Below are 16,850 nucleotides of genomic sequence, written 5' to 3' on the forward strand. Positions count from 1 at the left end.
GGTTGACCACCGCGAATGCGGCACAAAATCAGCGGATTTCGTCCCGCGCGGGCACCCCTGCGGAAGGAAGGCTTCCGTTGTTTCCGTCCCCGGGCGGGGTTTCCTCCACCGGCGGCCCCACGGGCTCCTCGACCGCCTGGACCGCGGGCGCGGCGACCGCCTCGACCGCCGGCGCGGTGACCGGCCCGCCCACCGCCTCGCCCGCGGGCGCGGCCACCGGTACCTGCGGCCCGTCCGCCTCCCGAAGCCAGCGCCGCAGCACGGCGTGCACCGCCTCCGCCCCGGTCAGTTCCTCCCCGGGGGCCGACAGTTCCGTGGGCCACATCAGGAACGGGTGCCCCTGCTCCCCGCCCAGCCCGCCGTGCGAGCCGATCTGCTCCTCGAAGGCGTGCACCGTGCCCGTCAGCGGGTCGTACGCCGAGTTCACCATCACGTCCGCCACGTGCGGGAAGGTGTCGGTCCGACGGACGGCCTGCGCCGCGCCCGGGCCGAAGGGGGCCAGCAGTTCCTCCGCCTCCCCCGGGACGTCCAGCCGGGCCGCCCTTCCGTCCCGGCCCAGCACCACCCCGTCCACCAGCAGGAATCCCACGCCCGGATGGTTCGCCAGGGTGGCGAGCAGGGCGGGGTGCGCGCGCTCGACGCGGGCCCGCGAGGCTCGGCCGGGGATGTCCGGGAAGGAGATCAGGGCGAGGTTGCCCGAGGCCAGGACCACCGGATCGGAGCCCGGCCCCGGATGCGCCTCCTCGCCCTCCTCCACCGGCCGGTGGAGCGCCGCGAGTACGGCCGCCCGGGCCTCGGCCCCACTGCGGGTCCGGCCGGCCCGGCGCGAGACCGGCAGTCCGCAGCCCGCGCGGACGAGGTCCTTGAGGGTCAGCCCGTACCGTCCGAGGAAGGTCTCCCCCGGGCTCTGGCCGTGATCGGAGAGCAGCACGATCCGGTACCGGCGCGGCGCGTGCTCGGCGACCCGGACGATCAGCGCGAGGCTGCGGTCCAGGCGCTGCAGCACCCGGTCGGTGTCCCGGCCGCGCGGTCCCGAGTGATGCGCGACCTCGTCGTAGGCCACCAGGTCGGCGTAGACCGCGGAGCGCCCGGCGAGCATGTCGCCGATCACTGCCGCGACGACCACGTCCCGTTCGACGACGGTCGCGAAGGCCCGGATCAGTGGGTACAGCCCGCCGCGCGACACCCGCGGCCGGTCCCCGCGGATCCGCGCCCGCAGCGACTGGACCACCTCCCGGACCACCTCGGTCACGAAGGACCCGGCCGTACGGACGGCGTTGGCCGGATCGGAGAAGTACGCGAAGTAGCCCGCACGGGACCGGTTGGCCCGGCCCCGCCGGGCCGAGACCGACAACACCAGCGCCAGTTGGTCGGCGCCGCCGCTGAACAGGTTGCCCCGGCTCGCCCCGTCCAGGGTGAGCAGTCCGCCGTCCCCGGTGCGCCCGATGGCCCTCCGCTGGAGCTCGGCGGCGCTGGTCGGCCGGTTGCAGACCATCACCTCGCCGGTGTCCTTCTCGTACCAGCGGAAGGCCGGCACATCGAAGTTGGAGCCGTGCAGGATCCCGAGCTGGCTGGCACCGGTCTGGCTCGACCAGTCCGTACGCCAGGAGCGGGCGCGGTGGCTGCCGTCCAGCAGGCCGGCCACGGTGGGCATCAACCCGTCGGCGCACGCGCGGCGCAACGCCTCGTACCCCACCCCGTCCAGCTGGAGCATGAGCAGGCCCGGCGGGGCCTGCCCGCCCCGGGCCGGGCCCGCCCGGCCCTGCCTGCGGCGGCGCCGGTCGGCGAGCCGGTAGAGCCGCCGCCGGTAGGCCTCGTCGTCGCGCACGGCGAGTGCGGTGGAGGTCGCCGACGCCACCGCGGACATCACGGCGGCGACGACCACCGCGGTCTCGGGGGCCACCTCGCTCCGGCCGTCCGGGATCAGGCTGAGCGCTATCAGCAGGAGCGAACCGTTGAGGAAGAAGACGAGCAGCCCGAGCACCAGCGCGGGCACCAGCAGCAGGGCCCGGACGAGCACCGGCCAGACCAGCGCGCTCAGCAGACCGAAGGCCCCGGCGGCCCAGGCGGCGGTCAGCCCGATCTGCGTGATGCTGTCGCCGTCGTCGGACTGCAGCCGGAAGTCCGGCAGGATCCCGGCCAGGGCGAGCATCGTAAGGGTGGACACGGCCCACACCAGGAGCACCCGCACCAGGGCACTGCCCGCGGTCCGCCACCGTCCTCGCCCCACGCCGCCACCTCCCGCGAGCCCGCTCCCGCCTTCCAGGCTCGCACAGCCCGGCGCGCCCGGTCGGGCGAAGGGGAAGGCGCACAGGGGTGCGGAGCGGGCGGGTCGGGGCGCGTCGGATGTCCGGCGTCAGGGTGCCAGGCTCAGGCGTCAGGCGTCAGGTGCCGTCGTAGCCGGCGGTCGGCATGGACAGCCTGCGGTGCACCTCGGCCTTCATCGCCGACGTGTAACGGGGCTCCTCGCCCCCGGCCGTCTCCAGCCGTACGCCGCGCCGCTCGCACTCGGCGGTGAACTCCTCGACGGAGCGCAGCGCGCGGGCCAGCACCCGGTCGTTGGCGGCGACGAAGAGGTCGACCTGCCCGGTGTCGACGTCGGACCAGAGCCCGCAGTGGTCGGCGCGCAGCCCGTAGACCAGCAACTGCTTCGTCACGACGTAGCCCCGGTCGGCGGCCCAGCGCGCGCACATGGCGTGCTGACCGCGGGTGTCCACGGCGAACGGGTCGGCGTCGAGGTCTTCGAGCGGGGCCAGGCTGGTGATCGCGGCCACGCGCAACTCTTCCATGCCGCCGGACCCTACTCCGATACTCCCGCGTAGAGGAGGGGGCGGCCGAGATCCGATTCCGAGCGGCCGCGCGGGGCAGACTCCAGGATGTGTCTTGTCGGCCCTGACCGGCAAGAGACCCCCTGGTGCCGTGACCCGGTGAACCTTTCCGGTCACAGCACTAGGCTCGTGAACGACGCGCGAGGGAGGGAGGGCCGGGTGCCGGTGGAGATCACCTGGTGGGGTCATGCCACGTGCACCGTCGAGGACTCCGGGGTCCGGCTGCTCACGGACCCGCTGTTCGCCCGGCGGCTCGCGCACCTGCGGCGGCGGCGCGGGCCGGTCCCTCCGCCCGAGGCGGCGGCCGCCGACGTGGTACTGGTCTCCCATCTGCACGCCGACCACCTGCATCTGCCGTCGCTGGCCCGGCTCGCGCCCGGCACCCGGCTGCTGGTGCCGCGCGGGGCGCGCCGGGCCGTGCCGGGGCTGGCGCGCGTCGCCGGGCTGCGCGGGCTGGCCGTGACGGAGCTGGTGCCGGGCGAGGAGGTCCCCGTACGGGACGGCCTACGGGTCCGGGCGGTCGGCGCACGGCACGACGGGCGGCGGCTGCCGTTCGGGCCGCGCCTGTGCCCGGCGCTCGGGTACGTGGTGCAGGGCGCGGCGCGGACCTACTTCGCCGGGGACACCGGGCTGTTCGACACGATGGCCGAGGAGGTCGGGCCGGTGGACGTGGCCCTGCTGCCGGTGGGCGGCTGGGGGCCCTACCTCGGCCCGGGGCACCTGGACGCGGGGCGGGCGGCGCAGGCGCTGGCCCGACTGGCGCCAGCGGCGGCGGTTCCGGTGCACTACGGGACGTACTGGCCCGTCGGGATGGACGCGGTACGGCCGCATGAATTCCACGCGCCGGGCGAGGAGTTCGAGCGGCTCGCGCGGCGACTGGCGCCCAAGGTGACCGTCCGGGTGCCGGCGCACGGCGAGCGGGTGCGGCTGCCGTGACATGGCGCGAGCTCGCGGCGGCCGCCGGGCAGGTACCACCGGAGAGCACCCAGCAGGCGGTCGGGTACCCGGCGCTGTTCCTGCTGGTGGCGCTGGGTGCGCTGGTCCCCGTCATCCCGACGGGCGCACTGGTGAGTTCGGCGGCGGTGGTGGCCTTCCACCACCAGTCGCCGCCCTACGGGGTGCTGCTGGTGTTCGCCGTGTCGGCGGTGGCGGCGTTCACCGGGGACATGACGCTGTACTGGCTCGGGCAGCGCGGGGTGCGCTCACGGGGCGGCTCGCGCTGGCTGGAGGCGCTGCGCGGCCGGGCCACACCGGAGCGGCTGGAGCAGGCGCGGACGCGGCTCGACGAGCACGGGGTACTGGTCCTGGTCCTGTCGCGACTGGTCCCGGCGGGCCGGATCCCCGTGATGCTGGCCTGTCTCCTGGCGCAGATGCCGCTGCGCCGCTTCGCCCGCGGCGACGCCCCGGCCTGCCTGGCCTGGGCGGCGACGTACGGCCTGATCGGCATCCTGGGCGGCACGCTCTTCGCGGAGCCGTGGAAGGGCGTGGCCATGGCGGTCGGCCTGGCCCTCGCGATCAGCGCGGGGCCCCCGCTGTGGCGCCGGCTGTGGCCGAAGCCGTGAACCGGCCCCGGCCGACGCCCACCGGCCGCTACCGGCCCCCGCCGTGTCCCGGTCGCGCGGCGGCCGGCGGGAAGGAGAGGCCCGTCGGCGTGTCGAGGCCGGTGAAGGCGAGCGTGACCTGTCCGCCGCCCGTCTCACGGACCCGTACCACCCGGTTGTTGAAGCCGTCGGCCACGTAGAGGTCGCCGGAACCGTCGAGCGCGAGACCCAACGGGGAGTTGAGGCCGGTGACGGGCACGGTGCTCTGCGCACCGCCGCCCGCGGCCAGCTTCACCACGCGGTTGTTGCCGCTGTCGGCGACGTAGAGGTCACCGGCGGCGTTCAGGGCCAGTCCGGTCGGCTGGGAGAGACCGGTGGTGGGCACGGTGGTCTGGCCGCTCCCGTCCACGGCCACCTTGACGACGCGGTCGTTGACGAAGTCGGAGACGTACAGCTCCCCGCCGGGCGCCCACGCCAGCCCCCAGGGATGCAACAGCCCGGTGGTGGGGACGGTCGTCCGGGTCCCGCCGCCGGCCGGCACCTTCACGATCCGGTCGTTGAAGCTGTCGGCGATGTAGAGGTTCCCGGCCGGGTCGACGGCGAGCCCCAGCGGGCGCGACAGGTCGGCGGTGGGCACGACGGCCTGCTCCCCGCCGTTCGGGGGCAGCACGAGGACCCGGTTGTTGCCGTTGTCGGAGACGTAGAGGCGGCCCGCGGCGTCCCAGGCCATGCCGGTCGGCCGCACCAGGCCGTCGAAGGGGACGGTGCTCTGGTCACCGCCGTCCGCGGGCAGGGACACCACCCGGTTGCGTCCAGTGAATACCTGCGCGAGGACCGCCGCAATTCGTCTCGATCCGATCGGCCGGATGCGAATATCGCCGGCTACCCCGTCTCTGCGCGGCCCCCGTCGGGCAGGACTTTCGGCGGTATCCAGCCCCACGGCCCGATTTTGCCGGCAAGGCGCACCGCATGAGGGTATTTCGGGCAGATCCTGGCTGTTTCCGGTGCCCGCCGACGGCAGCCTGGACCTCAAGTGCGGTTGAGTTCATAGGGTCTTGCCCAGCGCACCACACCACAGCGCACCGCACCACACCGCAACGCACCGCCAACGGGGAGTCGATCCGCCATGGAGTACTCGCACGACGACGCCGAACTGATCCGCCAGCCCATCGGCTACTGGAGCTGGGCCGCCTACGACGCGGTCGTCAACCGCACCCGCGGCGCCCTCGCCGAGCTCGGTACCACCCAGCCGCAGTGGTGGATCCTGGCCCGGGTCGCCCTGGCGGGCGATGAGATCAGGACCCGGGACGAGCTGACCGAGACCCTGCGGGGCTACCTCGCGGTGGGCGAGGAGGCGCTGTCCGAGGAGTTGGACACCGTCGTCGTCCGGGGCTGGATCACCCAGGACAGCGCAGGGCGCCTGGAGCTGACCCCTGAGGGGCGGGAGTTCTACGACAAGGCCGCGACCCTGCAGGGGGACCTGTGGGACGAGCGCCACGCGGGGATCTCCGACGAGGAGTACCTGATCACCCTCAAGGTGCTCCAGCGGTTCGTCCACAACGTGGGCGGCCGGGCCTGGCACCACTGAGCCGTCCGACGGAGCCGCGTCACGCCCCCGCCTCCGCCTTCGCCTCTGCCCCGTCCCCGGCCCCGGCCCCGGACCCGGCCGGTTCCGGGGCCGGTGTGCGGGAGGCGCCGATCGGCAGGTCCCAGGTCCTCGCGGGGCAGGCCGGCCCGGGCCCAGGCGGCCAGGGGGCGGTGCACGGGTTCCATGACCGGCTCCGTGGAGGCGGAGGGGTCAGGGGCGGGTGCGGCGGCGTCCGTCCGGTCCCTCATCGCGAAGTCTCCGTTCACCGGGGTCGGGTGGTCAGGCCAGCCCGGCCAGGACTGATCCGAGGAGTTCCAGGGAGTCGCGTACGTGCGCGAGCGCGAGCGGATCGCGTGCGGTGAGCGCCGCCAACCGCTCCTGCGGGGTGGCGCCCAGCAGCGGCCCGGTGGACAACCGCACGCGCAGCGCGCCCAGTTCGTCGGCGAACCGCTGCCCGCCGGGCGTGGGCACGCCGAGCCGGCCGCCGAGCCAGTCCTCCAGTTCCATCGCGTCGCCCACTCCGTGCCGGGCGAGGCCGGCGCGCAGCGGGGTGAGGTCGGCGTACAGGTGCCGACCGGCCTGCGGGGGCCGGGCCAGGGCCCCGGCCGCGAGCAGCCGCCGGTGCGCCTCGGCGGCCACCACGCCGTGCAGGGCGGCGGCGGCGTACGCGCGCCCGGCGACGGCGTCGGGTTCGTCGAGGGCGTGCGCGGCGGCCCCCGCGACGGGTCCGGCGACCATCGCTCCGGTGGCGGTGAGCACGTCGAGGGTACGGGCGCGCAGCCAGGTCCCGCGCGGGGTGTCGGGGAAGCGGGCGACGGCGGCGGGCCAGCCGGCCGGCAGCATCGCCCCGGACAGGTCGACGAGGACGGCCGCCTGATCGGGGAGCATCTCGGCGGGGCTCAGGACCAGGGTGTCGTGGGGCCGGTGGACGGTGTCGCGCCAGCTCTCGTCGCTGACGACGAACAGTCCGGCGGATTCGGCGGCCTCGCAGGCCTCGCGCACCATCTCGGGCGGCGGCACGGTCGCGGTGGGGTCGTCGGCGACCGACAGCAGGAGCACGCGCGGGTCACCGCCTTCGGCGCGCACCCGCCGTACCGTCTCCAGCAGGGCGTAGGGGTCGGGTACGCCGCCGCACTCGGCCGGGGTCGGCACGTGGTAGGCCCGCCGGCCCAGCAGCCGGACCTGCGGGGTCCACCAGGCGGGACAGGGCCGGGGCAGCATCACGTCTCCCCCGTACGCCCCGAGCAGGGCCAGGAGCAGCGCGGGGGCTCCGGGTCCCGCGGCGACGTTCTCGGGGGCGGTGGGGAGCCCGCGTCGCCCCCAGTGTCGACAGGCGGCCTCCCGTACGGCCTCGCCGCCGCCCAGCGGTTCGGGGGCGGCGCGTCCCGCGGCCGCGGCGAGGACGGAGACCAGCTCGGGGAGCACGGGCAGGCCGGGCTGGGGGGCGGGTGGGCCGTACCGGACCGGGCCGCGGCCCTCCGCCGCCGTGCGCTGCATCCCCGCCACCGCTTCCCGCCTTCCGCGCTCGCCCTGCCAGGCCCGCCGGGCCCCGCGAAGCCCCGCGCTGCCGCACGACACCCCGCCAGACCTGACCTTTATACGATTATTTGAGGCGGTACGCCTGTTGTGCGGGACGCGGATCGCGGGACGCGGGACGCGGATCGCGGGACGCGGGACGCGGATCGCGGGACGCGGGATGCCCGCCCGGCGGCGCGTCAGCCCTTGCGCCCGACCATCGCGAGGAGCCTGGTCTGCGCGTCCGCGCCCGCCGGGACCTCCACCGGCTCGGCGTACGCGCCACTGGCCGCGAGCCCGTCGGCGTACGGCATGATCTCCTTGATCGAGAACTCGACGAGGCTGTCGGGCAGTCGGTCCGCGGCGCCGATGCCCCGGGCGAGGTCCCAGGTGTGCACGACACAGTCGGCGGTCAGCTCCGAGCAGTACGCCGACCCGAGCGCGGGACCGTACGACAGCCGCACGGTCCGGTCCATCGCGCCGGACGCGGCGAAGGCGGCGTGCGCGGCGGCCGAGGCCCGGTCCCAGGCCGCGACCGGGTCGTCGCCCAGCACGTCCCCGGAGAACCTGCCCTCCAGCTCCTCGACGGTCCGCCCCTCGGCGACCAACGGCGGGATCCAGAGCTGCTCCGCGGTGACGTGGTTGACGAGCTCCCGCACGTTCCATTCCGTGCACGGGGTCGGCTCTCCCCACTGGTCGCCGCGGACGTCACGCACCCGCTCGCCGAACAGCCTCAGCGCCTCGGCGTGCCGTTCGAGCAGCGCGTCCGTCATGCCCCTCACCGCCCTCTGCCATGGGGATGTGTCCCCCTGCAGCCACTCTCCTCGCACCACCATCGCCCTGCCACCGCCCCACCCGATCCCCTTGACACACAAGGCATCTGCCCACATGTCAAAACAGCTATCTCAGATGGCGAACTGATCGTCTACGGTGGGACCAACGCTTCGACGAGGAAACGAGGAGGGGGCCGGTCATGACCGACGCCAGGGGAACCGCCGCCGAGGAAACCGTCACCGAAGAGACCGCCGTCAAGGAGACCGCCGTCTACACGCACGGCCACCACGAGTCGGTGCTGCGCTCGCACCGCTGGCGCACCGCCGAGAACTCCGCCGCGTACCTGATCGGCGAGCTGCGCCCGGGGATGCGGGTGCTGGACGTCGGCTGCGGCCCGGGCACGATCACCGCGGACCTGGCGGAACTGGTCGCCCCGGACGGCCACGTCACCGCCGTCGACGCCGCCGAGGACGTCCTGGAACAGGCCCGCGCGCACGCCGCCGAGCGCGGCCTGGGCGACGTCGTGTCCTTCGCCGCCGCGGACGTCCACGCGCTGGACTTCCCGGACGACTCCTTCGACGTGGTCCACGCCCACCAGGTGCTGCAGCACGTCGGCGATCCGGTACGGGCGCTGCGCGAGATGCGGCGGGTGTGCCGGCCGGGCGGGATCGTGGCCGCGCGCGACGCCGACTACGCGGCGATGACCTGGTACCCGGCCGCGCCGGGCCTGGACGACTGGCTGGGCCTGTACCGGCGGGTGGCACGCGCCAACGGCGGCGAACCTGACGCGGGCCGTCACCTGCGGGCCTGGGCCCGGCAGGCCGGTTTCGCGGACGTGACCTCCTCGGCGAGCGCCTGGTGCTTCGCCACCCCGGAGGAGATCGCCTGGTGGTCGGCGCTGTGGGCGGACCGTACGCAGGCCTCCGCCTACGCGGCCAATGCCACCGGCGGCGGCCACGCGACGGCTGCGGAACTGGCGGCGGTCGCCGAGGCCTGGCACGCCTGGGGCGCGGACCCCGACGCGTGGTTCTCGGTCCTGAACGCCGAGATCCTGTGCCGAGCCTGACGCGGTAGGAACTGGAATGTGGGAGTGTCGGTGGCTTGATATAGCGTGCGCACGTCAATGAACACGTCACGCACATCGGGGGACACACCCATGACCCATCCGCCGCAGCCAGGCACCAACCCGTACGGCCAGCCCGGCCAGCCCGGCCAGCCCAACCCCTACGGCCAGCCCGGCCGGCCCGGCCCTTACGGCCAGCAGTCGCCGCAGGGACAGCAGCCCCAGCAGTGGGCCGCGCCGCCGGCGCCGCCGACCCGGCGCGGGGGCATGGGCGTCCTGAAGATCCTCAAGATCATCGGCGTCGTGGCCGTCCTCATCGCCGTCGGTGTGGGCTACTTCCTGAGCCAGGACGACGCCGACCACGCCAAGGCCGGCGACTGCCTGAAGAACAACGGGACCCAGATCTCGCCCGACCTGCAGGTGGTCGAGTGCGGCGGCGCCACCGCCGAGTACAAGGTGGTCCAGGTGCACCAGGACACGCTGGACACCGCCAAGTGCGAGAACGTCTCCGACATCGGCTACCAGGAGCAGACCAGCGGCGGCCGGCGCTCTTCGGGCAAGAAGTTCGTGCTCTGCATCGACAAGATCAAGAAGTAGGCGGCCGCATCCGGAAGTCGTAGCGCGCGGGCAGCGGGCAGTCGGTGAGGGAGGACCAGACGTCGGCGAGGGTCTCCTCACCCTCCCGCAGGTCCGGGAGTTCGAACCCGTCCTCGAAGACCCGACGGGCCGCCCGCACATGGCCCTCGGCCGCGAGCAGCCGGGCCGCGAGGAGCCGGAAGCGGCCCTGCTCACGCAGAACGGGCCGCAGCCGGTCCCAGACGGCCCGGGCCTCGGGCAGCCGGCCCGCCGCGAGGAGGGCGGCCATCGCCTCCTGGCCGAGCGCCGACTCCGCGGCGGACCACGGCTCGCCGCCACGGCTCTCCACGGCCAGGTCCTCGAAGGCCGCCGCGAACCCGTCGGCCGCCCGCGCCGCGTCGCCCGCCAGGGCGTCCGCCATCGCCATGCACCGCAGCAGCGGCCACCGCGAGGGGGCCAGCGCCAGCCCGCGCTCCCAGCTGCGTACCGCCTGGGCCACGTCCCCGGCATGCCACTGGGCCACGCCCAGGTGGTACTCCGTCAGCGGATCCGCCGGGGCCGTCTCCAACATGTCCCGCCAATGCGCGGCGACCAGGCTCGGCCCCGGCGGGACCACCCGGCGCGGGGCCGGCAGGGCGCCCGTGCGCCAGAGCTGGAGCCACGGCTCCTGCTCCTCCTCGAGCAGGTCCTCCCCGAAGGGGGTGCCGGGCAGTTCGAAGCGCCCGCACAGCAACTCCAGCGCGCCCCAGCCCGAGCCCCGGGCCAGCCGCTCCCCCGGCTCGGTGTCGGCGCTGCCGCGCCACGCCTCGTACGCCGCCTCCACCCGCTCCCGTGGCAGTACGACCTCCAGCGCGCTCTCGGCCGCGCCGCGGGCCGCCGCCCAGTCCGCGCCGTGCACCTGCGTCGGCTCCGCCGACAGCGGCCCGTACGCCTCCAGCCAGCTGAATTCCGCCCCGCCCTCCAGCCGTACGTGCTCCAGCTGGGTCCGGGCCAGCCCCGCCTGGATCTCCGCGTAGCCGCCGGTGCCCGGCTCGGTCAGCCACTCCTGCCAGCGCCGGCCGCCACCGCCCGCGCCCCATACGAACAGCTTGCGCCCGCGCAGCCGCGCGGTGGAGGTCTGCACGAGACCGTGCCCGGCCGCGTCCAGGGAGGCGATCCAGGGCCGGGCGCCGTCCGGGACCTCGTAGAAGAAGTCGGCCGGATACTCGCCGCGCAGCGGGTACGTGCGGTCCGTACCCTCCCACTCCGGTACGGGGACGCGGCGCAGGGCGCGCTCGTAGCCGAAGTGCCAGGCCTCGTCGGCGGGGGCGAGCACGCGGGTGCCCGCGTCCTCCGGGACGGCGATGTTGGACCACCAGTACACGGGGGCGGGCCGTTCGTGCGGGTTGCGGACGCGGACGCCGACGTAGAGGAACTCCGAGTCCCGCGGCAGCCACAGGTCCACCTGGAAGGGCAGGTCACGCAGCCGCTCCCACTCCCACAGCCGGACCATCACACCCCCGTCCGGGGCCGGGACGAGCGCGGCGTGCACCGGGGCGCAGGACAGGGTGGTGTGCCCGGTCGCGCCGGTGTTCCACTCGATGCCGCCGGAGAACCAGGCGCCGTTGAGCGCGAAGTTGGCGGGCTGGAACACCGGGTTGCGGTAGAGGAGTTCCCGCCCGGTCGGCAGGTGCACGAGCGAGTGGACGCGCCCGCCCAGGCCCGGGAGCACCGTCACCCGGAGGTGGTCGTTCTCGATGACGATCGACTCGAACTCCCGCTCCGCGCGCTGCCGTCCGTACCCGTCGCGGATCCGTACGGGCAGCAGTGAACGCAGTGGCTCGTAGCCGATCTGCCGTGCCATGTCGCGCGGCATCCCTTCGCGCGCACGCTCGTCCAGCGCGTGCGCCTCGTCGGGCGCGCGCAGGGCGGGCAGCGGGTTGTCCGCGCCCAACGGGGCGGCGGGGAGGGTCAGTGCGGCGCGTCGGACGGTGGTGGCCATGAAGGAAATGGAACACGCCACGGCGGCCGGTGCACAGGGGTTCCGCGGATCACCACCGGTCAGGATTACGCAAAGGCGCCCGCGACCAGGTCGGCGAGGAGGGCGCCCGCACGTCCGTCCGGGTCCAGGTCCGGGTCGTAGATCGTGACGTTGAGCCCGGCGCAGCGCGGCGAGCCCACCAGGACGGCGAGCAGTTCGGCGAGTTCGTCGGGGAGCAGACCTCCGGGGTCGGGGCTGTCCACGGCCGGCATGACGCTCGGGTCCAGCACGTCGGCGTCCAGGTGCACCCAGAACCCGGCGGTCTCCGGCGGGTGCAGCCCGTCCAGCGCCGCCCGGGCCACCGGTCCGGCGCCGCGTCGGCGGATGTCCCCGACGGTGGCCACCGGGATCCGGGCCGCGTGCAGCTCGGCGAGGTCCGGGTCGCCGTCGCGCAGCCCGAACAGCCGTACGTCCTCGTCGCGCAGGTAGGGGCCGCGCCCCTCCAGGTCGGCGAGGTCCGCCTGGCCGCGGCCGGTGGAGAGGGCCAGCTCCTCGCCGCCGGCGGCGCCGACGGGCCCGTTCACGGCCTCGTTGCCGGGGTGGCGGAAGTCGGCGGAGCCGTCGATCGCGGCCAGCCCGTAGCGCCCGAGGCGGCGCATGGCGAGGGCCGCGCCGAGCTGGATGGAGCAGTCACCGCCGAGCACGACGGGGAACTCCCCGGCGCGCAGGTGCTGTTCGATCCGGTCGGCGAGGGTGACGGTGTACGCGGCGAGGGCCTCGGCATGGAACACGCCGTCGCCCTCCCGCCAGTCCCCGCGGTCGTAGCGCGGCGGCACCACCACCCCGCCCTCGATGGCACCGAGCCGGGCGAGCAGGCCTTGCTCGCGCAAGGCCCCGGCGAGCTTGTAGACACCGGGTACGGTGCCGGGCGCGGGCGGTCGCAGCCCGAGGTTGGAGGGGGCGTCGAGGAGCACGAGGGTTCGCATGCCCTCATCCTGTGCGACAGGCCCCCTCGGAGCCCGGCATTTCCCCGGCGCAGCCGCACGCGACCCGCCGCGTCACCGGTTCCCGTGGCCCTCCACCGGGTCGCGGATCAGCGCGGACGGGGCATCGACCTGATGCCGGCGCGGCCGTGCGACGAGCGTCAGCGCCACGAACCTCGATCGCTCGAGGTGAGTTCTGCGACAGCCGCGTCCTGGACGTTCTCGATGTCGCGCATGTAGGGCGCGGCATTCGGATCGTGCGTGCAGAAGGTGACGGTGGCCGTCAGGAGGTCGTCGTTCGCCCCACCGAGGGAAAGGATGAGGTACGCCCGCACGTCCCGGTCCCCGAACCTCCGTTCCGCCTCGACGAGACAGGCGAACGCATAGGCCAGGCATCGCCTGAGGAGGGGGCCGGTCCGTTCGGACTCCGCCGCCGGAAGGTCGTGGTCGGTCATGCCGCGTCCGTTGATCGACGTCTCCTCCTGGAGCACATCGCCGTACGAACGGGTGAACTCGGGCACGAGGCCGCTCAACACCCGGGCGCCGTTGGGCGTGTACGACCAGCCCTCGGCCGCCACCTCGCGGAACATGGGCGGAACGTCGTCGGCCGTGAGTTCCCCGAAGGGGAACTCCGCCAGCAGCCTGCTCATCTTGTCGTTGCGTTTCATGACCATCCCTCACCGGGCGCGGCGAGGGCCCTTCCTGATCGCGGCGGTGACTCCCGGCTCACTCCTGTCGAGCAGTCCTCGCCGTCGGCGTTCCGTGACGGACCCTACACATTCCGATCGACACCGCCGCCGGACGGTGGCACCATCGCCGCGTGATCATGGACGAGACGACGAAGACGACGGTGCTCCGCCAGGCCGCGGTGAACAACGCAGCGTGGTGCGACGGGGTCTGTCGGGCGCACGGGTTGACGCCCGGCTACGACGGCGAGCGGCTGTGGTTCAGCACGCGGCGGACTCCGCCGATGTATCCCGATGCCGTGACCCTGGAGCCGGCCGTGTCGGCGGGGAGCGTGGTCCAGGGTGTCGACATCGCCTCCCCCGGCTGCTCCGTGAAGGACAGCTTCGCCGACCTGGACCTCGCCGGGGACGGCTTCGAGGTCCTGTTCGAGGCGCAGTGGATCCATCGGCCCGCCGGGGCGCCGCTCCCCGAGGCGGAGGCGGCCGGGCCGGCGTGGTCCGAGGTCGCGGACGCCGAGGAACTGGCGGCCTGGGAGGCCGCCTTCGACGACCACGGGGGCGACCGACTGTTCCGGCCGGCTCTGCTGCGCGACGGGATCGTCTTCCTGGCCGGGCGCGCCGAGGGGCGGATCGTCGCCGGGGCCGTGGCGAGCACCGGCGGTGGCGTCGTCGGCGTGTCCAACCTGTTCGGCGCCGCCTGGGCGGGTGTCCTCGGTGCGGTCTCCGACCGCTGGCCGGAGCTGGACGTGGTCGGCTACGAGCACGGGGAGGACCTGGAGGCGGCGGTCCGGGCCGGGTTCACGGCGATCGGACCGCTGCGGGTCTGGCTTTTGGCTCGGTGATCAACTTCGAGTGCGACTGAAGCGTCGCCGCGCCGGCCGGCGTCCTCGTCGTCAACCTCGTGCTGCACGTCCCGCAGGCCACGGTGGCCTGGATCTCTCTGGTCGTCGGCCTGCACTTCTTCGGTCTCGCGGTCGTCTGGCGCATGCCGGCGCTCCGGCTGCCGGCGACCGCGATGGCCGCCTGCGGCGCCGCCGGTCTGGTCCTGGCCGCCTGCAGGGCCTCCCTCGCCGTCATCGCGGCCGTCGCGGGCATCGCCCCCGGCGCCCTGCTGCTCGGCTCCGTCGCCCGGAGCCCGCGCGCCCGCTAGTGCTGTGACCGGAAAGGTCCACCGGGTCACGGCGCCCGGTACGGCACCTCGCCGCGTTGTCGGACCACGGAAGTACGTCCGGTACGGCGCGCGGCCCTCCGCCTTGCGATGCACCGCACCGGACACCGCGACCCGGCAAACCTCTCCGGCCACAGCACTAGCCGTCCAGCTCCAGCCGTGGAACGTCGGTGCGTTCGATGCCGAAGACCTGCGCGTACAGGGAGAGTTCGGCCTCCAGCGCGCGAACCATGGTGTCCGCCCGGCGGAAACCGTGGCCCTCGCCCTCGAAGGTCACGTACGCGTGCGGCACCGGTTCCGGGCGCCCCCGCAGGGCGTCGAGCAGCCGTTCCGCCTGGGCCGGCGGGCAGATCGGGTCCTCCAGTCCCTGGAGGAGGACGAACGGCGCCGTGATCCCGTCGGCGCGGGCCACCGGGGAACGCTCGCGGCTGAGTACGGCCAGGGTCTGCGGCGGTCCGGCCAGGCTCTCGACGTAACGGGATTCCAGGTCGTGCGTCTCCTCGGCGAAGCCCAGCAGGTCCAGCACCGGATAGATGATCGCGGCGCACGCGTACAGGTCGGTGGCGGCGAGCGAGGCCGCGGCGGTCCAACCGCCCGCGCTGCCACCGCGGATGGCGAGCCGGGCCGGGTCGGCGGTGCCCTCGGCGGCCAGCGCGCGAGCCACCGCCGCGCAGTCCTCCACGTCCACCACGCCCCACTGCTCACGCAGCCGCTCCCGGTAGGCGCGGCCGTAGCCGGTGGAACCGCCGTAGTTCACCTCGACCACGCCGATGCCGCGCGAGGTGAAGTAGGCGATCTGCAGGTCGAGTACGGGCGGCACGTGGTCGGTGGGTCCGCCGTGCGCCCACACCACGTACGGGGGCAGTTCGTCGGCGGCGGCCCGGCAGGCCGGGTGGTGCGGCGGGTAGACGTACGCGTGGATCTGGCGGTTGTCGGGGCCGAGGAAGGTGCGGCTCTGCGGCTCCGGATAGTAGGCGGGGTCCACCGGGTCCGGACGCTGCGCGCCGACCGCCCGGGCGTGCCCGGTGGCGGTGTCCAGCTCGACCACCTCGTACGCGCTGCGCGGGCTGGCGGCGACCCCGTAGACCCGGGTGCCGTGCACGGCGAGGGTCGGCTGCCAGGCGGTCCACGGCCCGGCGGCGTCCACGAGGTCGCCGCTCTCCGGGTCGAGGATGCCGAGCACGGAGGAGCCCTGTCCGTGCAGGACGGCGACGAGCCCGGCCCCCGAGCCCGCGGTGTGCGGGGTGTCCCCGGGGAGCGGTGCGAGCCAGCGCAGCCCCGGCTTCCACAGCGCTCCGCCGAACTCCTCCTCCCGCGGGCAGAGGTTGATCGCCCAGCCGGTCCGCGGATCCACGCTGTACGGGTTCCACCAGCCGCCGCGGTCGCTGACCGCGAGGAGGTTGCCCTCGGCCGTCCACTCGACCTGGGCGACGGCCTCGTCGGGGCCGCCCAGCACGGTCCGGGCGTCCGCGAGCTCCCCGCCTCCGGTGACCTCCGCGACCCGCAGCTCCGTACCGTCCCACGGCATCCGCGGGTGGTCCCACACCAGCCAGGCGGCCCGCCGGCCGTCCGGGGAGAGCCGGGGCCCGGTGGTGAACCGGTACCGGTCGTGCGTCAGCTCCCGCACCGCGCCGCGGTTCCCGGCCGCCGAGCCGTCCAGCGGTACGGCGGCCAGCACGCGGCGCACATCGGTCGGGCCGGGCCCGGTGAACTCCTCCAGCACGCACCACACCTCGCCCCCGCGCAGCACCGGGTCGGCCCAGCGCAGGCCGCCGCCGGTCCGGGAGACCGGGGTGAGGGGCCGCGGCTCGGGGCCGCCGGGCGCGTCGGGCTCGTACGCGTACAGCCGCTGGTCGGCGAAGTGGACGAAGACCAACAAGGGTCCACCGGCGGGCCGTTCGGCGCCGGCCCAGGGCAGGCCGCCGTACTCGGTGACGCGGCTGCGTACGTTCCACGGGGCGGGCAGTTCGGTGATCTCGGGCCCGCCGTCGGCGAGGCGGCGGCGCACCAGGGTGCGGCGGCCGGCCTCCTCGGGCCTGGGTTCGGTCCACCACACCTCGGGGCCGACCGTGCCGAGGTACTCGGGCCGCCCGTCGAGGGAGGCGGCGAGGCCCGCGTCGAGGGGTGAGGGCCAACTGCCGTAGGGCCGGGTCGTCGCCGCCATCACC

16 protein-coding genes are annotated in these 16,850 nt (G+C 74.7%); 7 read left to right on the plus strand and 9 right to left on the minus strand.

Annotated features, from left to right (window positions below; all coding sequences use genetic code 11):
* Window positions 1-28: 28 nt before the first annotated feature.
* Window positions 29-2,230, minus strand: coding sequence for a phage holin family protein (locus AB8A24_RS30505; protein ID WP_369478113.1), 2,202 nt, complete (start codon window positions 2,228-2,230; stop codon window positions 29-31).
* Window positions 2,231-2,384: 154 nt separating this feature from the next.
* Window positions 2,385-2,789, minus strand: coding sequence for a hypothetical protein (locus AB8A24_RS30510; protein ID WP_266481552.1), 405 nt, complete (start codon window positions 2,787-2,789; stop codon window positions 2,385-2,387).
* A 198-nt stretch (window positions 2,790-2,987) separates the two neighbouring features.
* On the opposite strand from AB8A24_RS30510, the gene AB8A24_RS30515 reads away from it, so the two are divergent.
* Both AB8A24_RS30515 and AB8A24_RS30520 read left to right on the plus strand, forming a co-directional pair.
* On the plus strand, window positions 2,988-3,764 hold the full coding sequence (locus AB8A24_RS30515; protein ID WP_369478128.1) for an MBL fold metallo-hydrolase: 777 nt from the start codon (window positions 2,988-2,990) through the stop codon (window positions 3,762-3,764).
* On the plus strand, window positions 3,761-4,390 hold the full coding sequence (locus AB8A24_RS30520) for a VTT domain-containing protein (protein ID WP_328960912.1): 630 nt from the start codon (window positions 3,761-3,763) through the stop codon (window positions 4,388-4,390). Before AB8A24_RS30515 ends, AB8A24_RS30520 begins: the two co-directional genes overlap by 4 nt.
* A gap of 28 nt (window positions 4,391-4,418) precedes the next feature.
* Here AB8A24_RS30520 and AB8A24_RS30525 read toward each other — a convergent pair whose 3' ends face one another.
* Entirely contained in the window at window positions 4,419-5,168 is a 750-nt protein-coding gene (locus AB8A24_RS30525) for an SMP-30/gluconolactonase/LRE family protein (RefSeq protein ID WP_369478114.1), read from the minus strand.
* 327 nt (window positions 5,169-5,495) lie between these two features.
* On the opposite strand from AB8A24_RS30525, the gene AB8A24_RS30530 reads away from it, so the two are divergent.
* A complete protein-coding gene (locus AB8A24_RS30530) occupies window positions 5,496-5,957 on the plus strand; it encodes a MarR family winged helix-turn-helix transcriptional regulator (RefSeq protein ID WP_328960915.1) in 462 nt (153 codons plus the stop codon).
* A 279-nt stretch (window positions 5,958-6,236) separates the two neighbouring features.
* Here AB8A24_RS30530 and AB8A24_RS30535 read toward each other — a convergent pair whose 3' ends face one another.
* Both AB8A24_RS30535 and AB8A24_RS30540 read right to left on the minus strand, forming a co-directional pair.
* On the minus strand, window positions 6,237-7,454 hold the full coding sequence (locus tag AB8A24_RS30535; RefSeq protein ID WP_328960917.1) for an aminotransferase class I/II-fold pyridoxal phosphate-dependent enzyme: 1,218 nt from the start codon (window positions 7,452-7,454) through the stop codon (window positions 6,237-6,239).
* 218 nt (window positions 7,455-7,672) lie between these two features.
* On the minus strand, window positions 7,673-8,245 hold the full coding sequence (locus AB8A24_RS30540; protein ID WP_328960918.1) for a TIGR03086 family metal-binding protein: 573 nt from the start codon (window positions 8,243-8,245) through the stop codon (window positions 7,673-7,675).
* Between the two features lie 200 nt (window positions 8,246-8,445).
* Here AB8A24_RS30540 and AB8A24_RS30545 point away from each other — a divergent pair, with 200 nt between their 5' ends.
* Window positions 8,446-9,312 (plus strand): methyltransferase domain-containing protein, encoded by an 867-nt coding sequence (locus AB8A24_RS30545; protein ID WP_369478115.1) that lies wholly within the window; start codon window positions 8,446-8,448, stop codon window positions 9,310-9,312.
* Between the two features lie 90 nt (window positions 9,313-9,402).
* Window positions 9,403-9,906, plus strand: a complete 504-nt coding sequence (locus tag AB8A24_RS30550; RefSeq protein ID WP_328960920.1) for a hypothetical protein — start codon at window positions 9,403-9,405, stop codon at window positions 9,904-9,906.
* Here AB8A24_RS30550 and AB8A24_RS30555 read toward each other — a convergent pair.
* The 3 genes from AB8A24_RS30555 to AB8A24_RS30565 form a co-directional block, all read right to left on the minus strand.
* Window positions 9,896-11,866, minus strand: coding sequence for a DUF5107 domain-containing protein (locus tag AB8A24_RS30555; protein WP_369478116.1), 1,971 nt, complete (start codon window positions 11,864-11,866; stop codon window positions 9,896-9,898). The genes AB8A24_RS30550 and AB8A24_RS30555 overlap by 11 nt on opposite strands.
* Window positions 11,867-11,931: 65 nt before the next feature.
* On the minus strand, window positions 11,932-12,831 hold the full coding sequence (locus AB8A24_RS30560; protein WP_369478117.1) for an arginase family protein: 900 nt from the start codon (window positions 12,829-12,831) through the stop codon (window positions 11,932-11,934).
* A 158-nt stretch (window positions 12,832-12,989) separates the two neighbouring features.
* The gene (locus AB8A24_RS30565; protein ID WP_369478118.1) at window positions 12,990-13,496 is read right to left on the minus strand and encodes a hypothetical protein; all 507 of its coding nucleotides are present in this window, start codon (window positions 13,494-13,496) and stop codon (window positions 12,990-12,992) included.
* Window positions 13,497-13,654: 158 nt separating this feature from the next.
* On the opposite strand from AB8A24_RS30565, the gene AB8A24_RS30570 reads away from it, so the two are divergent.
* Together AB8A24_RS30570 and AB8A24_RS30575 are read left to right on the plus strand one after the other, a co-directional pair.
* A complete protein-coding gene (locus AB8A24_RS30570) occupies window positions 13,655-14,356 on the plus strand; it encodes a hypothetical protein (protein WP_369478129.1) in 702 nt (233 codons plus the stop codon).
* A gap of 59 nt (window positions 14,357-14,415) precedes the next feature.
* Complete coding sequence (locus AB8A24_RS30575; RefSeq protein WP_369478119.1) at window positions 14,416-14,664, plus strand: hypothetical protein; 249 nt, start codon at window positions 14,416-14,418, stop codon at window positions 14,662-14,664.
* Between the two features lie 157 nt (window positions 14,665-14,821).
* Here the strand turns inward: AB8A24_RS30575 and AB8A24_RS30580 are convergent, their stop codons facing one another.
* Window positions 14,822-16,846 (minus strand): prolyl oligopeptidase family serine peptidase, encoded by a 2,025-nt coding sequence (locus tag AB8A24_RS30580; RefSeq protein WP_369478120.1) that lies wholly within the window; start codon window positions 16,844-16,846, stop codon window positions 14,822-14,824.
* Between the last annotated feature and the right edge of the window lie 4 nt (window positions 16,847-16,850).

Source organism: Streptomyces sp. BF23-19 (assembly GCF_041106355.1).
Taxonomy (GTDB): Bacteria; Actinomycetota; Actinomycetes; order Streptomycetales; family Streptomycetaceae; genus Streptomyces; species Streptomyces virginiae_A.

Excerpts from the sequence above, each read along its gene's own strand:
- AB8A24_RS30570 (WP_369478129.1), top strand. The coding sequence starts at position 13,655 with ATGGACGAGACGACGAAGACGACGGTGCTCCGCCAGGCCGCGGTGAAC.
- AB8A24_RS30555 (WP_369478116.1), bottom strand. The coding sequence starts at position 11,866 with ATGGCCACCACCGTCCGACGCGCCGCACTGACCCTCCCCGCCGCCCCG.
- AB8A24_RS30560 (WP_369478117.1), bottom strand. The coding sequence starts at position 12,831 with ATGCGAACCCTCGTGCTCCTCGACGCCCCCTCCAACCTCGGGCTGCGA.
- AB8A24_RS30580 (WP_369478120.1), bottom strand. The coding sequence starts at position 16,846 with ATGGCGGCGACGACCCGGCCCTACGGCAGTTGGCCCTCACCCCTCGAC.
- AB8A24_RS30535 (WP_328960917.1), bottom strand. The coding sequence starts at position 7,454 with ATGCAGCGCACGGCGGCGGAGGGCCGCGGCCCGGTCCGGTACGGCCCA.
- AB8A24_RS30550 (WP_328960920.1), top strand. The coding sequence starts at position 9,403 with ATGACCCATCCGCCGCAGCCAGGCACCAACCCGTACGGCCAGCCCGGC.
- AB8A24_RS30540 (WP_328960918.1), bottom strand. The coding sequence starts at position 8,245 with ATGACGGACGCGCTGCTCGAACGGCACGCCGAGGCGCTGAGGCTGTTC.
- AB8A24_RS30545 (WP_369478115.1), top strand. The coding sequence starts at position 8,446 with ATGACCGACGCCAGGGGAACCGCCGCCGAGGAAACCGTCACCGAAGAG.
- AB8A24_RS30565 (WP_369478118.1), bottom strand. The coding sequence starts at position 13,496 with ATGAAACGCAACGACAAGATGAGCAGGCTGCTGGCGGAGTTCCCCTTC.
- AB8A24_RS30510 (WP_266481552.1), bottom strand. The coding sequence starts at position 2,789 with ATGGAAGAGTTGCGCGTGGCCGCGATCACCAGCCTGGCCCCGCTCGAA.
- AB8A24_RS30530 (WP_328960915.1), top strand. The coding sequence starts at position 5,496 with ATGGAGTACTCGCACGACGACGCCGAACTGATCCGCCAGCCCATCGGC.